This window comes from Pseudaminobacter sp. Soil_N_29, from assembly GCF_057656055.1.
This window is the reverse complement of record NZ_JBDGLC010000003.1, coordinates 108913-129191: the sequence shown is the minus strand read 5'-3', so window position 1 is coordinate 129191 and position 20279 is coordinate 108913. Positions and strand designations below refer to the sequence as shown.

Genomic DNA, 20279 nt, shown 5'->3' with positions numbered 1-20279 from the left:
CAGCCCGCACATTTTGCTAGCGAAGCTGGAGCTCGGATATTGCGAGGAGGCCTTTGCATTGCCTTTGCCGAGATTCTTGGAAACAGGGCAGCGGCCTCCCTCAGCCATCACAGGTACAGCCGATGGGCCAGACAAAACAGTGCCAGCGAGCGCCCCACGATCAACGCTCCGACGATCTGCTGACGCTCGTCGCGATCGGGCTCATCGCGATCAACCTGCGGCCGTTCCTGTCCGGTCCCGGTCCGCTGGTGACTGACATCGTCGCCTCGACCGGGCTGACCGCCGAGGGCATCGCGGCGCTCACATTGCTGCCGTTGGCGCTCATGGGAGTCGGGGCGCTATTTGCTCCAAGCATTCAGGCCGTCTTGGGACTCAGACTGGCGGTTGTGCTGGGACTTGCGGCTGTTGCTGCCGGCTCGGGCCTGCGTGCGCTTCCGATTGGCGGAGGCGGGCTGCTGGCGACAGCGGTGCTGTCAGGCATCGGCGTTGCGCTTCTGCAGGCGACTGTTCCGGTGTTCATCCGGGTGCGCTTTGCCGCGCGTTTCGCCGCCGTTATGGGCGGCTATTCGGCGCTTCTGCTGGGCGGCGGCGCTCTGGGCGCGCAGTTGGCTCCAGTCATCGCTGCGGCCGAAGGTTGGCGGACCGGTCTTGCAGCGATGGCTTTTCCAGCATTATTAGCGATTCTGGTTGCGCCAATGGCTGTTCGCTTCGACATTCCGCGTAACGAGAGACCGCGTAGCGAGACACCGCGTGCGGCGATTTGGCATGGTCTAAGACAGGGTCGAGTCTGGCGGCTGATCCTGGCCTTCGGCCTCCTCAACATGAGCTACGGCAGTCTCATTGCTTGGATCGGACCCTACTACGTCGGAATCGGCGTGCCGCAGGTTGCGACTGGCAGCCTGATCGCGATCATGTCGGTCGTCCAGGCGGTTACAGCCATCGCACTGCCGGTCGTTGCCGGTAAGCGGTCCGACAAGCGACCCGAAATCTTCATTGCGATCATCTTTCAGGCGATCGGCTTTCTGGCGCTGCTTCTAGGTACAGCGTCGCCACTTCTGATTGCTCTCCTGATGGGGGTCGGTATGGGCGGGACATTCTCAGTCATGCTGGTGATCATGATGCAGCATGCCCGCAATCCGGCCGATGCGGTCATGTTGAGCGCACTGGTACAGGGTGGCGGGTTTCTGATGACTGGCAGCGCACCTCTCATTGCAGCATGGATCGTTTCGACCGGGGTGGGATTCAGCGGCTTGTGGGCGTTCCACCTTGTTGCACTTGCCACGGGGAGCTGCTTGGTGGCGCGCTTTCACCATCTCGAGGTCGTGCGCCTTCCGGAACGAAGCACGTCCGATGAACCAGAACACCCACTCGATAGCTGAGCGATGACGGTCTTAATGTCGGCCCTCAGCTAAGATCGTCTTGGGACTGCTAACTATAGCAGTCTCATCATTTTTTGTCTCACCTACAACTCGCGATCATTGACGTCTGCTTCTGGGAAGCGGCAATGCTTACCATTACGGCCGACATCGGGCGCAAAGCGGTCACCGTGAGGCTCGCCTGATGTAAGTCGCGCTTTAGCGCCAGCCGCCCTTTCCACGAATGCGCAAGCAGATTTTGCAAGGTGAACGGCCAGTCTTCGCGCTTTCCGGAGCCTAAGCCTGCGTCTCAGGCGATAGCGTCGCTGAATCCTTGTAGGCAGCCAAGTCGGCAAGGATTGCATTGCCGATCTCTTGACACCCAGGGACGCCCGATTCCATTTTCGTGACGCACAATAATCGCGAGGACGCCATGACCGAGGACAAGCCCAAACGGAAACGAGGCCGCCCGCTTAAGGGCGACGCTCCAATGTCTCCAGCCGAACGCCAGCGTCGGCGTCGCCTCCGGTTGATTGAGGCCGCACGGCTTGGAACCTTGGTGCACATCTATGCCGATCGGATGGCGGATCGGCTCGATATGGCGGAGGGGCAAATCCAGGAGTTGAGGAGCGCACTGCGAGAAAAAGACCGCCCAGCTTGTCCCGGCCTGGTGTTGAAGATCGATTTCTCGATCAAAGTCCTCAGGAACAACCTGACGTTACTGCAACAGACGCTACCGCACGATCAACGCGCGTCATGATCGTCCAGGACACGCGTGCCGTCCGCTTGGCGGCGGCCACGGTGACCAGACGCGCGGGTTTGCGCGCCAGCATGGCAGATAGGCGCGGGTCAACCGATGCTGGCTGTATCCTCGCCCGTCGAACGAGCGAGGTTATGCCGATCACCAGTAGCCGGCGCAGGTAGCGGTCATCCACCCCATTTGCTTTCAGGCACCGAGAGTGGGACAGCTGCCATTGTCGCGAAGCACTTGGAATGCCTGCTTCCGGTCCCAGGATTGATCAATCACTGCCTCTTTGGGCGCAGATGGACGTGGCGAACTCTCATCCGGATAACCAAGGATGGCGGAAAGCTGCCGTTTCGCTTGCGGCTCTGCTGTCGCCAGCAGTGAGCGCCAGGTTCTGTTAGCGCTTTGGAATGCACCGGTCAGGTCAAGTCGGCGCCTTTCCAAACACCAGCGCCGCATTGACACCGCCAAAGCCGAAGGAATTGGACAGCACATAGTCAAGCGCTTTTGGTTTGGCGACATTGGGCACCAGATCGAAGATGTCGGCTTCCTTCACTGGATCGTCCAGGTTGATCGTGGGCGGCAGCATGCTCTCGCCCAGCGCCTTGATCGAGACAATCGCCTCGAGCGCGCCGGCCGCGCCAAGCAGGTGGCCCGTGGCAGATTTGGTCGACGAGATCGCCAGATCCTTGCCGCGGCCAGCAAAGACTGCAGCAATGCCGGCGATCTCTGCCGCGTCGCCGACAGCGGTCGAAGTCGCATGGGCATTGATGTAGCCGACCTGGCTCTGGTCAATGCCGGCCATACTCAAGGCATTGCGCATGGCGACCTGGGCACCAGCGCCGTCCGGCGCGCCGGCCGTGAGGTGATAGGCGTCCGCCGATGTGCCGTAGCCGGAAACAACAGCCAGCGGCACGGCGCCGCGCGCATGGGCATGGCTGAGCTTTTCGATGACCAGCACAGCCGCGCCTTCGGCAAGCACGAACCCGTCATGGCCGGTGTCAAACGGGCGGGAAGCCTTGTGCGGAGCATCGGCATAGCTGGAGCTAAGGGCACGGGAGGCGCCGAATCCGCCAATGGAGATTGGGTCGACCGATCCTTCGGCGCCACCAACCACGGCCACCTCGGCCTCACCGGTCATGATCAGGCGCATGCCGTCCCCGATCGCTTGGGCAGACGCCGCGCAAGCGGTGACCGGCGTGCCAATCGGACCGCGGAACCCGTGCAGGATCGACAACCAACCTGCCGCCAGATTGGCGAGGAAAGAGGGCACTGTAAAAGGTGACAGGCGACGCGGTCCCTTGGCCTGGATGACCTCGACGGCCTTCGCCATCGCCGGGGATCCCCCCACGCCGGAGCCGATGATAGTGGCCGTAGCCGCCTGATCCTCAGGTGCCGCAGGGTGCCAGGCGGCTTGATCGAGCGCTTCGCTGGCAGCGCCGATGGCATATTGGATAAAGAGATCCATCTTCTTGATCTCTTTTCCGTCGATGAAGTCCGCGGGATCAAAGCCATTCGGATCAGCCGGCTTTCTTGGCACCAGACCCGCAATGTGGCTGACGAAGTCGGCCGTGTCGAACCGATCATTGCGCACGATGCCGCTGCGGCCGTTGACGAGACCGCTCCAGAGCGCATCGACGCCCACGCCAAGCGGGCTAATGGTGCCCATGCCGGTGACAACGATGGGATCGACGGGATCAGGCTTAAGCATGACTTCTCCTACAGTGTATATGCACGGAATTGGTGGCGGTTGTGCCGCAAGGATGCGGATCAAAGGCGAGCGAGTTGTCGCAGGCCGGCCAACATGGTTTCGAAATCTGGAGCCTTTAGCGTGGCACGCAATTCGGCCTGGGCCTTGCGCCACTCGGGTCGCGCCTCCTCGATCACCTTTCGGCCTGCCGGCGTGACCGCCCCGATGCGCCCGTTGCCGCGTGCCGCCGGCGTTGTCGAGACCAGTCCCTTGCGTTCGAGCAAGGCGAGATTGCGCGACAGCGTCGTGCGATCCATGGCAATCGCCTCCGCCATCTCGGTCACCGAGCGGCCGGGATGCTTCAGCAGCGAGCCAAGTATGGAGAACTGCGCGGCGGTGATCCCGAAGACCCTCAACTTGCCATCGGCACGACGCGTGATCGCGCGGGCCGCCATGCGGGTGTTCAGAACCATGCAGAGATCAAAGTTGTCATCGGCCATGCGCCATCAGGTAATCGTGTATATGCACGGTGTCAACAGCAGGCATCCTCGCCGCATCGCGGCCAAAGGTCATTCCAGATCGGCACAAGCGAGGCGATTGCGCCCCTCTAGACCCCGGCGCAAGTGCGTATTCGTTGCTCGAAAAAAACCCGCCGCCTCGGGTGAGACGACGGGCCGATGAGTAAGGGTGTGGTGCAGTAACGTCCCGAGCGCCAGATTGGCCCAGAGTTGCGAAAGGATGGACCTGGCGCGATGCCGGACGTGTGGTGACCTTCACCTGCTTTCTCTCGGTGGCTTCATTCATGAGGGCCGTTTCGAGGTGGCCTAACGAGATCGCATTGCGGTGCTGCCCAGGACCACTGTGGCCATGGTGAACAGGACCACGGCGGCGCCAAGGAACAGCCCGTCATAACCAAAGCCTGAAACTGACGGCGTGCTGAGCAAGGGCGAGCAGAACTGCCCGATGAACACCGAGGCCGTCAGGATGCCGCCCGCCAACCCCCGGCGATGTGGCGGCGCAAGTTGGAGCGTCAGGGCGACGAAGGTGGGGGAAACCAACGCATAGCCTGCGCCGATCGATGCGGCGCCGGCGAAGGTCAGGAACATCGGCGGCGACAGGACCAGCAGAAGAAACCCGGCCGCCATCGCGGCATAGCCAAGCGCAAAGACGCCCGCATAACCGATGGCGCGCTGGATGCGCGTGTAGAGCAGCGCCAGGCAGCCGCCGGTCAGCATCAGCACGCCTAGCGTCATGCCCGTCAACGTGGCGCTGTGATAGCCTTGGGCATCCAGGAAGAACGGCAGCTGGGTCGGCATGATGAAGAAAAACAGGTTCGTCATCGACTGAAGGGCTACCAGCCCGAGAAACGGCAGACGCCAACGCCCCTGCGCCGCGGTCAAGGTCACTTGGCCGGATTGCTGCCTGGGCGAGGAGCGGCGCGGCTCAATGATTGCCATCGACGTCAGCGGCAAAACCAGAACCGCCAGTCCGTAGACGCCGAAAGCCAGGCGGGGCGATATCGCCGCAACCGAGCCGGCCAGCAGGATGAACATCAGGCCACCAAAGTTTCGCGCCGAAATCTGCAGCCCGGTCAGCGCGCTTCTTGCCTCGCCAGTGAAATAGTCGCCGATCAGGGCGGTTTGCGCCGTCATGATGAATGCAACCGCCACTCCCAGGATGATGCGGCTCATGAAGATCGTCGGGAGATCCGGCAGGTACAGGCCGGCGCTTCCTGAAACCACGAACAGCAGAATGCCGGCAAGCAGCAGGAATCGACGTCCGAACCGGTCGACGGCCAGACCGGTGAGCGGCGCCAGCAGCGCAATGCTCAACGATGGTGCGGGCACCAGCAGCCGCGTCAGCATGGCCGCGTGAGGATCGTCTGCAAACAGGCGCTGCAGTCCTGGCAGCGCCGGGCTGATCGTGGCGTTTGCCATGACCGTCAGGGTCGCTGCCATCAAAAGCGCCACCGCCCGGCTGTCCCGCCAGACCGTCGTTTGCGCCATATTCGCTACACTTGCCATCATCTTCCCTCTTGCTGAAATCGCCTTTGTGAGAGAGGCTACGACTTCAAGCCGACTTGAGGTCAAGCATGAAAATGATGGATATTGGCGAGGTCGCGGGTCGCTCTGGCGTGCCGCCTTCGACGCTGCGGTATTACGAGCAACTCGGCTTGATCCGTCCCGTTGGCAGGCGTGGATTGCGCCGGCAGTTCGAGGCGGATGTTCTGTTGAAGCTCTCCTTGATCGCGCTTGGCCGGGCAGGCGGCTTTTCGCTCCTGGAGATTGCGGCGATGTTCGGTCAGGATGGCGAGCTCGACGTGCCGCGCGAGGAACTGCACGCCAAGGCAGATGACTTGCAGCGGCAGATGGCGCAGCTCCGCGTGTTGCGCGACACGCTCCGGCATGTCGCCGACTGCAAGGCGCCGAGCCATTTGGAATGCCCAACGTTCCGCAAGCTCATGAAGGCGGCATCGCGCGCCACGACACCGAGGAAGCTGCCGTCAAAAGCTAAGGTTTAGCGGGGTATGGCGCCTGGAGCGCCTTGATTGGAACCATGCGGAACTCTGGCCTGCCGTTTCGGACGGCAGCTTTGGTCATCAAGGACATGCGCCCGGGTAGGCGGACGCGCGCTGATCCTGCAGTTCCCTGGTCGGCACTTAATCCGTCGCTACTGAGAAAGAAGTCAGTCTTGGTGTAGCCAAGCCCCGAGCCGTGCCTTCGGTCTCGCTGGGGGTTTGCTGGGAGTTGGCGGCGGAACTGCCTGGTCATCTGTTGACCTTACGACTTGAGCGGGAACTCACCGATATTTGAGCTTGGTGCCGGCTTGCGGGCTATGAGGAACAATGCCGCCTTGTGGCTCGGCTGCCAGCGGTGCTCGATCACAAAACCGACATTGGTGAGCGCATCTACCAGCTGATCGGAGGTCATCACATCCAGATAGGGGATGAGACCGAGACGATTGGTGAGCGGCGTGACCCAGCCCAGAAGCGGCGTTGCCTCACGAACGCAGGTGGTGCTGGAGACGAAGCATCCGCCCGGTTTCAAAGCGTGAAACACCTCAGCGATCACCGCTTGCTTGTTGCGCAGCAGATGCAAGAGGGAGAGGGCCAGGACCATATCCAGGCTTGCTGGATCCAGTTCGAGAGTCTCCACGGCGGCCTGTTCAAAGCTGACGTTGGAAATGCCGGCAGCGTCTGTCTTGGCCTGAGCAATGCTGATCATGCGCGCTGAAAAATCCACGGCGCGAATGTGGCGCACGTGGGGAGCATGCACGAGCGCAGTTGAGCCGGTTCCACAGCCCAGCTCCAGCAGGTCCATGTCCGGGCGCAGCCGCGCACGGGTTTCTGCAAGCTTTGTTTGATAGGCGGCTTCATCGGCTATGGGCTGAGCGGCATAGCGCGCAGCCATCTTGTCCCAGAACTCATGCGCTGCGGCCATGGTGTTGCTCCTTGATCGGCACAGCGTTAGCGCAGCGACACACAAAGAGAAATTGCAGAGGAGCGCACATGGCTTATACATGGATGCATGGATAAGCCGAACTCGGACATCGACTGGAACCACGTGCGCGCGCTGCTGGCAACCGTCGAGGCTGGATCATTATCCGCGGCGGCGCGGCGGCTTGGCCTGACCCAGCCAACGCTGGGACGCCAGGTAGCGGCCCTGGAGCAAACCCTCGGGGTGACCCTGTTCGAGCGGGTGGGTAAAACCCTGGTGCTGACCGAGGCCGGACAGGAGCTCACCAGTCCGCTCAAGGCGATGGGGGAAGCAGCTGATCGGCTGGCACTGATGGCGTCCCTGCAATCGCAGGCGGTTGAAGGACTGGTGCGGGTCACCGCCAGCGACGTCTACGCCTATTATTTGTTACCCGCTTTGGCGGAGAAGCTGCGCATCGTCGCGCCCGGCATCGTTCTGGACGTACTGGCGTCCAACGAGGTGGAGGATCTCATCCGCCGCAAGGCCGATATCGCCATCCGCCATGTTCAACCACGGCAGGCCGAACTGATAGCGCGACGCTGCGCCGATTCCACCGCGCGCCTTTATGCCACCCCCGGCTATCTCGATCGCTTGGGTCGTCCTTGTAGCGCCGAGGGCTTTGTCGCCGCTGATTTTGTCGGCTACAGCGGGAGCACTGCGGTGATGCTGAACGAACTGCGCCGACATGGCCTGCCGCTCAGCGACCAGAACTTCCCCTTGCGTTCGAACAGCGGACTCGTTGCATGGCGCTGGGTGCAGTGTGGGTTGGGCGTAGGCGTCATGATGGACGCGGTTGCGCTTGAAACGCCGGGGATCGAAGATGCATGGCCGGAATTTGCCGGCGTGGCGGTACCGACCTGGCTGGCCACCCATAGAGAACTGCGGACCAGCAGACGCATACGCCTGGTCTTCGATCTGCTCGCTGAACAACTATCGTCGCCTCGTGCCGGGGCGCACAAGCCCACCATGTAGAACCGCTTTACCACTCAGAGCGCGGATGACCGACTCTGCCTTGGTTTAGAACCCGGTTAATCGTGCCAACGTCGGCGAAAACTTCATGACTGAGACGATGTGCGCGGAGCTCAAGGAGAAAATTCTTGGCCCAACGCCAACGGCCTGGCAGGCGGAGAATGCAGAAGCGACGACTGTAGTGCGCTTTAGGCCTGGCTTTTCTAAACTACTTCTCGAGCGCGCTCTTAGACAACATCTGAGCCGCGCATCCCAACTCAAAGGGCGCGACCGGTTCCCCTGCATTTCGAGGCGAGCACACGGATGCCCCGAAGGCGGCTCGAGACCTGCAGCTTCGAACCGCCGCTCTTGGCGCAACCACGTCTCGCAGCATGGTTTTCTCCTGAGGATCGCCTCCAGGTGGAGCAAGATCTGGCCCGAGGTCGACGGGCGTCCTCTCAGCCGTCGAACTAGCAAGCGTGAGCTGATGACGGATAAGGGGTGCGGAGCATGTCGGCGATTCTCCCGTTCGTTTCGACAATTGTCATCGGGCGAACGCCAGCCCGGCTGAAGCGTTCCCGAAGTGGCCGCTCCGGCGACGACGCCGCCGGAGTGGAGCGCAGCGGCGCCGCTACTGCTGAGCGTCGGGCAGCGGCTTCAGGCTGCGCAGATAGAGAACCACGGCGTCGAGGTCCTCCGGCGTCATCTTCGCCAGATACGAGTAGGGCATCGGCGGCAGCATCGGCGCGCCGTTCGGCCGCAAGCCCCTGGTGATCATCGCCTTCAGCTGTTCGTCCGTGTAGTCGGTGATCCCGTCCTTGCTCGGCGTGATGTTGGCCGCGACCGAAACGCCCCAGGGCCCGTGGAACTCGAAGCCGCCCTGGCCAGGTACGGTGTCCACCATCGGACCCTGCGGCCCCATCGGCGTGTGGCACTCCATGCAATGGGAGATAGGACCGGCCAGATACGCGCCATACTCCACAGTCACCCCGCGCTCGGGCGCCTCAACGCTGTCGACCGGAGGGCCGTAGGCCGGCGGCAGGGGGATGCGGTATTCCGATTCCGGCGACTCCTCGTTCACCGCGGGAACGGTGCGCAGGAAGGCGACTATGGCCGCCAGGTCCTCGTCGCCCAAGCCGCGGTACATCGTGATCGGCATCGGCGGCCCGATCACGCTGCCGTCCGGCCTGATGCCCTCACGGATGGCCCGCGAAAACTGCTCGTCGGTCCAATCGGCGACCCGGCCGCCCGGTGTGATGTTGGCGGCGTAGGCGGTGAAGTGCTCGTTCTTCTCCACAAGACGTCCGGCCAGTTCCTTCGACATGACGAACCCCTCGGGGCCGAGGGGCGTGTGACAGTTGCCGCAGCCGGCCGGCCCCCTGACGAGATATTCGCCGCGTTCGAGCTGGGTCTCGGCTTCCGCCGTTCCTGTGAGACCCGCGCCGATCAATGCGCAGGCGACGATGTGCTTCAGGTTCATGTTCCCCCCATCTGATGACTCAACACGCTCCGCGCCCTGCGCGCAGTAGCCCTCCTCTCGGAGCATGCGGTCTCTTCTGTGTTTGTGGACGACATCTGACGCTGCGTCAATCGCGACACCACGGGCCAGCTCTCCCTCTCGTCTCGGAAGTGAATGACGAGATCACGCGCCTGTTCGGCCGCGCTACACCGCTCAGGCTTACTTCAACCGACAGACTGGGCGCGGCAGCTTTCTACGGTTTACGCTCCATAGGCCCCAACCCGTAGTCCGCTTTTGGAGACTCCACGTTCCAACGGGCGCAAAGCGGTCGTTCATGATGCGCGACGGAGAGCGGCTGCGGAGCGGTCGTGCCGCCTCGGATCCTTGTTTCCATCCCAAGCTTTGCCGGCTTCACAGGACCATTCCGTGAACATGCCGCGTGATCTGCGCCCGCAGCGCTAATCGGAGCTCCTTTAGCAAGCACTAGCCCATCCTGATGAGGTGTTGTGACCATAGACGGTTCGCTGGTGGACGGGCCATTCGGCACGAAGGGGCGTCCTTGATTCAGTCCTGACTCTCCCCAACTGAGTCTCGCCTTCCCGAGGAATGTTGTTTGTCGTGAGTCCGCGTCTCGAGTTCATCCCGCCGTTGAAGCCTCGCTCGCTGCTAAAACCGCCCGAGGGCGACGAATGGATTCGCGAGGTGAAGTGGGATGGCTATCGCACGCAGATCATCATCCAGGCCGGCCGGGCGCGGCTCTTCACCAGCAGCGGGCTCGACTGGACGGACAGGTATCGCCCGCTCGCTGCGGCCGCGCAGAAGCTGAGCGTGAAGTCGGTGATCATCGACGGCGAGGTGATCTTCTGCGACGAGGATGGCAGGCCCGACTTCAAGAACCTCAAGTCGGCGATCCGATCCAAGCCCGAGTGCCTGCTGTTCATGGCCTTCGACCTGCTGCACTTGGATGGGCAGGATCTCCGAAGGATTCCTGTCGAGGACCGGCGCCAGTTGCTGCAGGACCTAATTGGCCCGGAACACAACCCGATCCGCTTCAGCGAGAGCCTCGAAGGCGATGCGGAGATCTGTTCAATGCGATCGACAGGATCGGGCTCGAGGGGATGGTCTCGAAGCGCAAGGGTAGTGGCTACCGCAGTGGCGATTCACCGGACTGGTTCAAGACCAAGTGCTATGCCGAGGCGACCGTCAACATCATCGGTGTGCAGCGCGAGAAGGGAAAGTCGGCAATGGTGCTCTGCGCGGACGGGGCCGGCAATTATGTCGGGGCCGCCGCGGTGACCTTTCCGAAGCGCATCCGCGAGCGGCTATGGGAGCGGGTGCAGGCCAGGAAGACCGCACGGGCGCCGAAAGGGCTCTCCAAGGCAAACGCAGAGTGGATCAAGCCCGGCCTGGTCGGCCGGGTTCGGTTCCTGAAGGGCGAGGAGATGCTAAGGCACGCGACACTAAAGGAAGTGAGCGAGGAGTAGTTTCACCTATTTGTCCCGCGACGACCCGGCCTGTAGCGGGTCGTTCAGGCTGTCCCTGGCATGTAATCACCCGTTCCAGCTTGCCCGCCTGGACAAAGCCCGCGGCCTTGAAGGCATCCCATAATGAATCCTTTGTGGACTGCTCCCCATTTGCAGCGGGCTTTTCCGCCTTGTCGATCATGAGCAACCTCTCTGGGCCATCCCCATCACCCCGGCCCGATATGGACAAGGAGTTGGGCATCGAACGCGCTGTTCTCGTCGCCGTATCCACGCGGATTTGAGACGACCCGCGTGAGGTGGGCGACATAATCGCAGCTGTCATGCGTATGCCCGTGGACCCAGAGTGCTGGCGCTCCGGCCTCCATGACGTCGGACAAGTCCGACGCAAAGGCGGCGTTCAGCTGGTCGCCTTTGAAGCGTGCCGGAAGCGACCGCGGATGCGGCAGGTGGTGGGTGACCACCACGGTCGGGGCAGGATTCGCAGCCAGCTCCCGCTCCAGAAACGCCCGCGATTCGTGGTGAAACCTATAGGCATGGATAGGCAGGAACCGCTTCCAAGGATTCCTTTGCCACGAAATCTGCCGATAGTCGTTCATGCGCCTGCGGGCATGATCCATCGCCGATTCCGGGTTTCCCTCGATGCGGTAGTCGGTCCACAGCGTGGCACCAAGAAATCGCACGCCACCGATGGTGATGGCGTCGTTCTCCAGGAAGTGTACGCCACGGCAGTCCTTTGCCGCGGCGCGTCCGGCCTCCAGCCCCTCCTTGATCGACCCTTTGTAGAACTCGTGATTGCCGGCGACGTAGATGCACGGCATCGACGGGGCAATGTGCTCGGCAAGCCAGCGGACACCCTTGTCGATGCCCCTGCAGAGGTCGCCCGCGACAATGCAGACGTCAGCCTCAGGCGGCTCGAGCGGTTTCGTCAGCGGCGCGTATTCAAGGTGGAGGTCGGAAAGGATCCAGAACCTCATGGCGCAAGGTGCTTCATCATCTGGCCGAGCACATCCTCAATGGATCGGCCTCGGAGTTCTTCGGCGGTCCAGCGGAGACGATTGCCCCGAGGAGCATCGAGCGTCACCCCGGCAATGGTCCCGTGCTCGAGATCGAGGCCGATGACCGCTTTTCGGTACCGTGGGACATCGCAGGAGCCCCGACCGGAAGCCGTCGCGGGCGCGATGCCTCCCCTAATCATGGATTCCGCTACTGCGAATGCTTGTTCCGAAGCCGTTTGGGGCCGGCCCCCACCGCTGCCTGCGGCAGGACGGCGAGCGGCCCCTCCTGCCTTGTGTGAAGTTTTCGTCATTGCATCTCCATTCAATTCCATCAATCTCGAGGGATGTATCGGCCTGGTCCGCGCGCGGCGGTGCAGGTTCCAGCCATGTGCCGAAGGATTCGTTGCAGGCGGCTCAGTGCCGCCGCCTCTGGTGTTCCCGGGCGTCGATCAGGCCCTCGACCAGCCGCTCCAGCTTGCGGATCGAGCCTCCCTGCCAGACGCCTGCCAAAGCCTCGAGCTCAAATCCTTCGAGCGGGGTTATCCAGCGCGGGTCATAGCCAAGCTCGCCATAGAGCCGCTGCATGATGCTGGCTGCCAGGAATCGAAGATGCTCAGGGCCGGGTTCCGGGAATCGTATGATGCGGCACCGGTCCCGCAGAACGGTGGGCACAGGCTCAATGGCGTTGGCCGTCATCAGCCAGGTCAGGTTGGAGAGGTTGCACCTTGCCTGGATGTAAGGATCGTGCCAGCGGCTAGAGGTCTCCGGCTCGAACAGGCCGACCAGGACATCGTGGACATTGCCGTTGTGGCGGCTGGTGCCCACCTTCTCGATCTCATCGAGGATGATTACGGGACCAGCGCATTCATCGCGGCGCACCACCATGACTGGCAGGCTCGGCTCGCCAGAGGACCATCGCCGGGCCGTGCCGCCGATCGCGCTGTCGCTTAGCCCGCCACAGGGCACCAACTCGTACGGAGTCCTTAGTTCCTCGGCGAGGCGCCGCGCGAACCGGGTCTTACCGCAACCTGGCGTTCCCAGCAGGATCGTCGGCCGCAGATGGACGTGCGTGTGGCCGACCAGCCGCTTCAGCAGCGCCTCAACGATTGCCGCCGCGTAGGGGAATTCTTCAACCAGATTTGCGCGAACGACAGTCAGGTCGGGCGTCACTCGCAATGGCAACGGACGGCGCGTGACTTTCTCGAATTCCTGCACAACCCGCTTTCCATCAGGCGTCGCGTCGTTGCCGACGGCGCTGACGACGATCACCGCGCCGGTCGCCTCCGCGTCCGCGGCCGACACTTCTTGCTCTGGATCAGGAACAGCCAGATCGCCAGGTGGCGAATCCTGCTCTTTCCGCTCTTCTGGACCCGGGTCCAGGATCGCCGCCGTGAACTGGTACTCATAGCTGCCGAAATCGGGATGAAACTGGACACCCCGCCCAGCGCTCCGGACGACTCCGCTCCTTTCCCACTTCGCCAGTTGGCGCGAGTGGGTGGCCCAACTGAGGGAGCGCCAGAGCATCTCGCGGCCCTTGCGGGTGCGGGTGTCCACGAGCGCCAGCGATGCGATCTCTGCAGCGACCGCGGCGGCAGCGCCTGGATCGCCGAAGCAAGCGAGATAGAAGCGGCAACGCAGCCGGCAGTCATCGAAGGAGATGCCTTCCGGTTCCTCGACAATGTCGAGCATGGCCTCGAGCGACCGGACTGCGTCGCTGCTCTGCTCAATGGTGAGTTCATCAAGGACTGCGGCGAGCGGCTCGAGGTTTGCCTCGCCGCGCTTCCGGATCCGCCGCCCGAGGCGGCTGGCGTATTCACGGAGGTCTTCCACGAGCCGTTCGCGAAAGAAGGTCATGCCGCGCAGCAGTTCCTCTTCGGTCGGCAAGTAGAGTCCTTCCTCCGCTGCCTTCTGGCGGCGCTTGAAGTGCCGCGCACGGGGAGAGGATTCGTTAGTCACGCCGCGCCCTCGGGAATTCAGGCCAGCTCCGTCCGCCGGGCACCGGGCTCCGATAGAGCCCGGCTCGCTGCGATGCCGCGAGATCACGCGAGAAAGCTACCCAGCCCAGCGACTGCCACAACGTTCTCCCGTTGTCGGCGGAGCTCTTCAGATCCCGCAGTTCCAGCAACGCCATCTCGCCGGCGACGGCGGCGGCATCCGGATCACCGAACCCGGCCCGGTACAGCAAGCACCGGAGACGAGCGGACTCGACGGGAACACCGGCCGAATCCTCCATGCCGTCCAACTCTGCCTCGAGAGCACGCACGCTGGCCTGGCTCTGCTCGACCGAAAGCTCCTCGAGGCAGGCGACGATCCCTGCCCGATCGGGATGCTTTCGCCGCCTGAGCCGCCGGGCCAGCCGACCACCGGATTCCCGCATATCCTCGGTCAGGGTATCGCGGAAGAGCGGCATGCCGCGCAGGAGTTCTTCCTCTGGCGGCAACCGCTGCCCCGCGGTGACCGCCTTCTCCCGCCGTTTGAACAGGCGAGTTTCGCGAGAGGTCTCATCCATCATCTGGGCCTCACGCGTGATCGTCGGACTGTCCGGCAGAGCGGCCCAGTCGGTACCACCGTGACAACGTCCGTGCCCAGGTCCTGTCGTCTGACAGGAGCCACAGATCGGATGTCGTAATCACTCTGTTGTCGCCCGGCAGCATCGGGTGACCCGAGGACAATCCCATGAGGCATGCCATTGGTCTTTGGGCAATGACCCAGCGGTCCAGGATCGGCGCGGCCTCCTTGGTCTGTCGCTCCGGAGGAATGCCGCGTTGGATCGCCTCCATGTCCGCCACCAGCGCCGACAGGCGGGCAAGCTCAAATTCGAACGGTTCAGCCTGTTCGCGGCTGTGCAGGTTAAATGTCACCATGAGAGGGTCTTCCGTCGTTGGTCTGGGTCGCGCGCTTTGCGAATCCTTGTGATTCGCCTCGTGAGCTGGCGCAGGCATACGGCGCCGGCAACGCGGGCGTCCAGACGCCCATGGTTGTATATTCTCCGGCGGATCGTTGGGACGTGGCCTCGCAAGGAATCGGGGGAACTGGCACCGACGACGTGTGGCGGCTAGAAGGCGGTATGAAGGTTCCCTACCAGCTGCTGCGAGCAGCACGCGCAGCAATCGACATGACGCACGTCGACCTTGCCAGAGAGGCGGGGGTCAGCAAACGCACCCTGGTGCGGATTGAAGCCCTCCAGGGCGTGTCCGAAGATTCCCGCGCGCGGGTTCAGAGCGCTCTCGAAGCGAGGGGAGTGATGTTTCTGCCGGCGGGGGAGGGAATCGGACCAGGAATACGCGTCCCGGACAAGCTGCTCACCGCGCCTGCTGAACGTCGGTATCAGCCTCCTGGTAAGCGGATCGATCGCAAGCCGTAACGCTACGCTGTGCCCCCGGAAGGGCGAAGATAACGATCAAGCAGAAGGTGAACGGGGTCAACGCGCTCAAGACGACGCAGCGGGTCCATGCAGGCCGCGTTGTTGAAGAAATGACAGCGCCTCACGCCAACTTGGCCGGAGCGAAGCTCTAGGGAATGTGTCTGGTGTCCAGGACGAAAGTGCAGGCTGCCTTCGAAGCCAAGGAGTGATGTTCCTTTGCCGCGTTGCCCGAAATGACAATTCTAAGTTGGAAAAACGCCCTTCTAAGCCGGAACTCATACAACAAAAGCGATGGTGGGCCCGGAGGGACTCGAACCCCCAACCAAGCGGTTATGAGCCGCCGGCTCTAACCATTGAGCTACAGGCCCCACCCAGTGGGTGGATAGTTTCTTTTTTCGGCGCGCACAAGGGTTTGGGCGAAAACAGTTTCCACTTGCCGCAATCGGTCCATAATCGCAACATAGTCGGGCCCCGGAAGGGACACGATATTGGAGATTTGCATGACGAAGTTTCATCTGCCCCTGGCGCTGGCCGCCGCGATCGCCCTGCCGGCGGGATCCGCATCGGCGCAGACGCAAGCGCCCTCCCGCATCGTGGTGACGGGCGAAGGCGAAAAGGCGGTCGCGCCGGATCTTGCCCTGCTCTCGCTCAGCGTCATGCGCGAGGCCAAGACCGCGCGCGAGGCGCTGGACGCCAACAACGACGCCATGGCCGCGGTGATTTCGGCTATGAAGGCCGCCGGCATCGAAGAGCGCGACCTGCAGACCTCGGGCATCCAGATCGCCCCGCGCTACCACTACACCAACAAGCCGGATGGCGGCCAGGAGGCCGAGCTGGTCGCCTACCAGGTCACCAACACGCTTTCCGTGCGGGTGCGCGACCTTTCCAAGGCCGGCGACATCCTCGACAAATCCGTGTCGCTGGGCGTCAACCAGGGCGGCGGCATCGTCTTCACCAACAATGACCCTTCTGCCGCGCTGACCGAGGCTCGCAAGCTCGCCGTCAAGGACGCGGTGGATAAGGCCAAGGTGCTGAGCGAGGCCGCCGGCGTGCAGCTTGGCCGGGTGATCGAAATCTCCGACCAGACCTATCCGCCGCGGCCGATGCCGATGGCCAAGACCATGGCGCTGGACGCTTCGGGTGCCGTGCCGCTCCAGGCCGGCGAAAACACCTACAACGTGCAGGTCAACGTCACCTTCGAGATCAAGTAGCGGAAGGGGCCGGCAGGCCCTGCCCTCGCCTCCATCGCACCCGAAAAGAAAAGCCCCGGAGGATTGCTCCTCCGGGGCTTTTACTTCAGGTCCAGCCGTAAGTCTTATCAGGGCAGGACCAGATCAGCGCAGGATCGGGCAGAACGGCTCGCGGCCGAAGGTTACGATCATGCGGTCGCCCCACTTGCGTCCGGCGACAGTGATCGAATGGCGGCTCATGTCGACGACGCGGGCGCGGTGCATGCCCATGCGCTCGGCCTTGTCGAGGGCACGGTCGGGCGTGCAGCGGCGCTCCCAGCGGTCGCGCCGGTCCCAGCGCTCCTGCCGCTCGTCAGGATACCAACGTGGTCCGGAGTCACGGACGTAGAAACCGCCGCCGACCTCGCCGCCGCCGAAATTCAGGTAAAGGCCATCGGCCTGCGCGCCTGCCGGCAGCGCAGCCAGGCCGCTGAGGCCGATGAAAGTGGAAAGTGCGGCGGTCTTGAACAGCTTGTGCATTGTTGTCTTCTCCTCGGTGGCTGAACCGTTCGGCGGTCCTGCCGAAGCGATGTGGCAACAATGCGCCGTGGTGGCTGAACCTTTGTCGAACCGCATATTCATCTTCGGTTCATGCGGGTAAATTATTGAAATACCATCGCAACAATGCGTGTACGAACAGCCGCGCCGCCGGCTTGTCAGGGCTCCTCGGCCAGCATATGGGCAAAGAAATCCTCCGGCTCGGCAAGGTCGCTTTCCAGCGCGCTGACCCGGCCGCGCACCGAAATGCCGGCCTCGTGCACGGTCTCGGCGCTGCCGGAAACCAGCGGGTGCCACCAGTAAAGATCGCGCCCCTCGGCCACCAGCCGGTAGGCGCAGGTATTGGGCAGCCAGGGTATGGTGCGCACGTTCTGCGGGGTGAGGCCGACGCAATCGGAAACGCGCGACAGGCGGTGCTCATAGTCGGCGCAGCGACAGGTTTGCGCGTCAAACAGGCGGCAGGCGACGCTCGTCCAGTAGATGTCGCCGGTGTCCTCGTCCTCCAGTTTCGACAGGCAGCACTTGCCGCAGCCGTCGCACAGCGACTCCCATTGGGCCGGCGTCATTGCCTCGAGTTCGGTGGTCTTCCAGAAAGGCTCATTCATCGGCTGCATGTGGCCCGCGCGCGCGGCAAGGTCAAGCCGGCGAGCAGGCTCCACAAGCCTCTTTCGCCCGTCAATCGCCCAACTGATGCCTCGTTTGCGGCCTTCCGGGAACAAATTTGCGTGTCTTATGTTCCGCTCGGACGGGACCTTATGCATAACAGGAGAATTCGTATATGAAACGCCAACCAAGGATCTTGGTGGGAACCGCCCTCGGCCTGCTGATGGCATCCGCGCCGCTGATGGCCGCGCCGCCACTGCCCAATGGCGGCAGCGGCGAATCTCCCCTTCTCTCGGCCGGCATGAACAAGAGCGCGCCGATCGTCATCGCCCAGGCCGAAGACGAGCTCACGCCCTCCGAAGAGTTGCTGCCGAAGAAGAAGCACCGCAAGGCGCAGGAAGAGCGGGCCCCGGAAGGACAGCCGGCAGAAGCCGCGCCTGACGAACAGCCGCGCAAGAAGAACCGCAAGGAGGCCCCTGTCGCCGAGCAGCCGGCCCAGCAGGAACTCGCCCCCGCCCCGGCCGAAGAGCCGGTGCAGCCGCGCAAGAAGAACCGCAAGGAGGCCCCAGCCGCCGAGCAGCCGGCTGCAGCGCCGGAACTCGCCCCCGCCCCGGCCGAAGAGCCGGCGCAGCCGCGCAAGAAGAACCGCAAGGAGGCCCCTGCCGCCGAGCAGCCGGCCACCGCGCCGGAACTCGCGCCTGCCCCGGCCGAGGAGCCGGCGCAGCCGCGCAAGAAGAATCGCAAGGAAGCCCCTACCGCCGAGCAGCCTGCCCAGCAGGAACTCGCGCCTGCCCCGGCCGAGGAGCCGGTGAAGCCCGGCAGGAAGAACCGCAAGGAGGCTCCGGCCGCCGAGCAGCCGGCTGCCACGCCGGAACTCGCGCCCGCCCCGGCCGAAGAGCCGGCGCAGCCGCGCAAGAAGAACCGCAAGGAGGCCCCCGCCGCTTCCGAACAGCCCGCCACTCCGGGCGAAGCGGTAACGCCTTCGGAAAAGCCCGCCGAAGCGACGCCCGCTCCGGAAGCGGCGCCGGCCGATGCCACGCCGGACAAGCCGCGCAAGAAGGGCAACCAGCAGGCGCCTGCTGCCGAGCAGCCGGCCGCTCCGGGCGAGGCTGCCACGCCGGTTCCGACCGAAAAGCCGGCGGAATCTGAAGGCCAGGCCCAGCCGGCCCCGGCCGAAGCCGCCCCGCAGGCTCCCGCGCCGGTTCCCGGCGAGCCGGCTCCGACCGAAGCCACCGGCGCAGGCCAGGCGCCCGCACCCGACAGCCAGAAGGTCGCCCCGGCACCGGACAGCCAGAAGGTCGCTCCCGCCGAAGGCCAGGAACAAGGTGCAAAGGACCAGGGCAGGCGCGGTCAGCGGGAGGGCGGCAACCGTCGTCCGCAGCCCGCCGAAGCCGGTCCGCCGCCCGTGGACGACAAGTCGGCCCAGCAGGAAGTGCAGCCGGAAAAGGTCGAGCCGGTGACCGCCGAGCAGGGCAAGCGCGTGAAGGAAAGGCCGGTGGACCTGAAGCGCCGCGAGCGGCCAAAGGGCACCGAGATCCTCAAGGAATTCGGCGACCGCCTGATCATCCAGCTCGACAACCAGGTCATGGTCCAGAGCAACGAGCGCCCGCGCATGCGGCACAATGCCCGCGACGTCTACTATGAGGACCTGCCGCGCGGCCGCACCCGCGAGACGATCGAACGGCGCGACGGCACGCGGGTGGTGACCATCCGCAACGCCTATGGCGACGTCGTCCGCCGCTCGCGCATCACTCCCGACGGACGCGAATATGTGCTTTCCTATGTCGACGAGGAGGACTACGACCGCGTGCGCGACTGGCGCGATCCGGGTCTTGAACTGCCGCCGCTGCGACTGGAAATCCCCGAGGACGACTACATCCTGACCTCGGACCGCGTGCGCGATCCGGACATGTACTATCGCTTCCTCGAGCAGCCGCCGGTGGAGCGCGTGGAGCGGCTCTATTCCGTCGATGAGGTCAAGCGCTCGGCCCGCATCCGCGACAAGACGCGGCGCATCGACCTCGACACGGTCACCTTCGATTTCGGTTCGGCGACGATCGCCGAAAGCGAGATCACCCGCCTGGAAGGCGTGGCCAACGCCATGGAACGCATCCTCGACAAGAATCCCGCCGAGACGTTCCTGATCGAAGGCCATACCGATGCCGTCGGCTCCGACCTCGCCAATCTGGCGTTGTCGGACAAGCGGGCGGAAGCGGTGGCCGCGGCGCTCACCAATGTGTTCGGCATCCCGCCGGAAAACCTGGCCACCCAGGGCTACGGCGAGCAGTTCCTGAAGGTGAAGGTCCAGACGCCCGAACGCCAGAACCGCCGCGTCGCCATCCGTCGCATCACGCCGCTGGTGGCCCCGGTTGCCAGCAACCAGTAGCGGCATGGCCGGCCGCAACGAAACCGTGATCGTCGCATTGCCCGATC

At 63.7% G+C, this 20279-nt stretch carries 19 protein-coding genes, 1 tRNA gene and 2 pseudogenes; 9 read left to right on the top strand and 13 right to left on the bottom strand.

The genetic code is table 11. The annotated features are described in order from the left end of the window. Nucleotides 1–122 precede the first annotated feature (122 nt). Nucleotides 123–1379 carry an MFS transporter gene (locus AC3A4H_RS09340; protein WP_487766447.1) on the top strand — a complete coding sequence of 419 codons (1257 nt, stop codon included), beginning with the start codon at nucleotides 123–125 and terminating at the stop codon, nucleotides 1377–1379. A 409-nt stretch (nucleotides 1380–1788) separates the two neighbouring features. Next, the gene (locus AC3A4H_RS09335) at nucleotides 1789–2115 is read left to right on the top strand and encodes a hypothetical protein (protein WP_487766697.1); all 327 of its coding nucleotides are present in this window, start codon (nucleotides 1789–1791) and stop codon (nucleotides 2113–2115) included. On the opposite strand, the pseudogene AC3A4H_RS09330 reads toward AC3A4H_RS09335, so the two are convergent. The 4 genes and pseudogenes from AC3A4H_RS09330 to AC3A4H_RS09315 all read right to left on the bottom strand — a co-directional run. Next, nucleotides 2057–2284, bottom strand: a pseudogene (locus AC3A4H_RS09330) (IS110 family transposase); the annotation flags it as partial. The gene AC3A4H_RS09335 and the pseudogene AC3A4H_RS09330 sit on opposite strands and share 59 nt — an antisense overlap. Nucleotides 2285–2524: 240 nt before the next feature. Beyond that, on the bottom strand, nucleotides 2525–3811 hold the full coding sequence (gene fabF / locus AC3A4H_RS09325) for a beta-ketoacyl-ACP synthase II (protein WP_487766684.1): 1287 nt from the start codon (nucleotides 3809–3811) through the stop codon (nucleotides 2525–2527). Between the two features lie 59 nt (nucleotides 3812–3870). Beyond that, the gene (locus tag AC3A4H_RS09320; protein ID WP_487766446.1) at nucleotides 3871–4290 is read right to left on the bottom strand and encodes a MarR family winged helix-turn-helix transcriptional regulator; all 420 of its coding nucleotides are present in this window, start codon (nucleotides 4288–4290) and stop codon (nucleotides 3871–3873) included. A 324-nt stretch (nucleotides 4291–4614) separates the two neighbouring features. Beyond that, complete coding sequence (locus AC3A4H_RS09315; RefSeq protein ID WP_487766445.1) at nucleotides 4615–5817, bottom strand: MFS transporter; 1203 nt, start codon at nucleotides 5815–5817, stop codon at nucleotides 4615–4617. Nucleotides 5818–5882: 65 nt separating this feature from the next. Between AC3A4H_RS09315 and AC3A4H_RS09310 the strand changes: the two genes are divergently transcribed. Continuing rightward, on the top strand, nucleotides 5883–6311 hold the full coding sequence (locus AC3A4H_RS09310; RefSeq protein WP_487766444.1) for a helix-turn-helix domain-containing protein: 429 nt from the start codon (nucleotides 5883–5885) through the stop codon (nucleotides 6309–6311). A 259-nt stretch (nucleotides 6312–6570) separates the two neighbouring features. On the opposite strand, the gene AC3A4H_RS09305 is transcribed toward AC3A4H_RS09310, so the two are convergent. After that, the gene (locus tag AC3A4H_RS09305) at nucleotides 6571–7230 is read right to left on the bottom strand and encodes a class I SAM-dependent methyltransferase (RefSeq protein WP_487766443.1); all 660 of its coding nucleotides are present in this window, start codon (nucleotides 7228–7230) and stop codon (nucleotides 6571–6573) included. 87 nt (nucleotides 7231–7317) lie between these two features. Between AC3A4H_RS09305 and AC3A4H_RS09300 the strand changes: the two genes are divergently transcribed. Continuing rightward, nucleotides 7318–8238, top strand: coding sequence for a LysR family transcriptional regulator (locus tag AC3A4H_RS09300; protein ID WP_487766442.1), 921 nt, complete (start codon nucleotides 7318–7320; stop codon nucleotides 8236–8238). A 607-nt stretch (nucleotides 8239–8845) separates the two neighbouring features. Here the strand turns inward: AC3A4H_RS09300 and AC3A4H_RS09295 are convergent. Further along, nucleotides 8846–9694 carry a c-type cytochrome gene (locus AC3A4H_RS09295; protein ID WP_487766441.1) on the bottom strand — a complete coding sequence of 283 codons (849 nt, stop codon included), beginning with the start codon at nucleotides 9692–9694 and terminating at the stop codon, nucleotides 8846–8848. Between the two features lie 585 nt (nucleotides 9695–10279). Here AC3A4H_RS09295 and AC3A4H_RS09290 point away from each other — a divergent pair. Next, nucleotides 10280–10684, top strand: a pseudogene (locus AC3A4H_RS09290) (ATP-dependent DNA ligase); the annotation flags it as partial. 107 nt (nucleotides 10685–10791) lie between these two features. Further along, nucleotides 10792–11157: a hypothetical protein gene (locus tag AC3A4H_RS09285; RefSeq protein ID WP_487766696.1), complete on the top strand. Its 366-nt coding sequence runs from the start codon at nucleotides 10792–10794 to the stop codon at nucleotides 11155–11157. A 206-nt stretch (nucleotides 11158–11363) separates the two neighbouring features. On the opposite strand, the gene AC3A4H_RS09280 is transcribed toward AC3A4H_RS09285, so the two are convergent. The 4 genes from AC3A4H_RS09280 to AC3A4H_RS09265 form a co-directional block, all read right to left on the bottom strand. Next, a complete protein-coding gene (locus AC3A4H_RS09280; RefSeq protein ID WP_487766440.1) occupies nucleotides 11364–12131 on the bottom strand; it encodes a metallophosphoesterase in 768 nt (255 codons plus the stop codon). A 435-nt stretch (nucleotides 12132–12566) separates the two neighbouring features. Further along, on the bottom strand, nucleotides 12567–14036 hold the full coding sequence (locus tag AC3A4H_RS09275; protein WP_487766439.1) for an AAA family ATPase: 1470 nt from the start codon (nucleotides 14034–14036) through the stop codon (nucleotides 12567–12569). 64 nt (nucleotides 14037–14100) lie between these two features. After that, the gene (locus tag AC3A4H_RS09270; RefSeq protein WP_487766438.1) at nucleotides 14101–14664 is read right to left on the bottom strand and encodes a hypothetical protein; all 564 of its coding nucleotides are present in this window, start codon (nucleotides 14662–14664) and stop codon (nucleotides 14101–14103) included. 7 nt (nucleotides 14665–14671) lie between these two features. Continuing rightward, entirely contained in the window at nucleotides 14672–15016 is a 345-nt protein-coding gene (locus AC3A4H_RS09265; RefSeq protein WP_487766437.1) for a DUF6634 family protein, read from the bottom strand. A 203-nt stretch (nucleotides 15017–15219) separates the two neighbouring features. Here AC3A4H_RS09265 and AC3A4H_RS09260 point away from each other — a divergent pair, with 203 nt between their 5' ends. Continuing rightward, nucleotides 15220–15516: a transcriptional regulator gene (locus AC3A4H_RS09260; protein WP_487766436.1), complete on the top strand. Its 297-nt coding sequence runs from the start codon at nucleotides 15220–15222 to the stop codon at nucleotides 15514–15516. A 292-nt stretch (nucleotides 15517–15808) separates the two neighbouring features. Here the strand turns inward: AC3A4H_RS09260 and AC3A4H_RS09255 are convergent. Then, nucleotides 15809–15884, bottom strand: a tRNA-Ile gene (locus tag AC3A4H_RS09255). 132 nt (nucleotides 15885–16016) lie between these two features. Here AC3A4H_RS09255 and AC3A4H_RS09250 point away from each other — a divergent pair. Beyond that, entirely contained in the window at nucleotides 16017–16727 is a 711-nt protein-coding gene (locus AC3A4H_RS09250; protein WP_487766435.1) for an SIMPL domain-containing protein, read from the top strand. Between the two features lie 123 nt (nucleotides 16728–16850). Here the strand turns inward: AC3A4H_RS09250 and AC3A4H_RS09245 are convergent, their stop codons facing one another. Both AC3A4H_RS09245 and AC3A4H_RS09240 read right to left on the bottom strand, forming a co-directional pair. Continuing rightward, nucleotides 16851–17225 (bottom strand): hypothetical protein, encoded by a 375-nt coding sequence (locus tag AC3A4H_RS09245; RefSeq protein WP_487766434.1) that lies wholly within the window; start codon nucleotides 17223–17225, stop codon nucleotides 16851–16853. A 176-nt stretch (nucleotides 17226–17401) separates the two neighbouring features. Further along, nucleotides 17402–17848 carry a YcgN family cysteine cluster protein gene (locus tag AC3A4H_RS09240; RefSeq protein ID WP_487766683.1) on the bottom strand — a complete coding sequence of 149 codons (447 nt, stop codon included), beginning with the start codon at nucleotides 17846–17848 and terminating at the stop codon, nucleotides 17402–17404. A 173-nt stretch (nucleotides 17849–18021) separates the two neighbouring features. Here AC3A4H_RS09240 and AC3A4H_RS09235 point away from each other — a divergent pair, with 173 nt between their 5' ends. Further along, nucleotides 18022–20232 (top strand): OmpA family protein, encoded by a 2211-nt coding sequence (locus AC3A4H_RS09235; protein WP_487766433.1) that lies wholly within the window; start codon nucleotides 18022–18024, stop codon nucleotides 20230–20232. Nucleotides 20233–20279 lie beyond the last annotated feature (47 nt).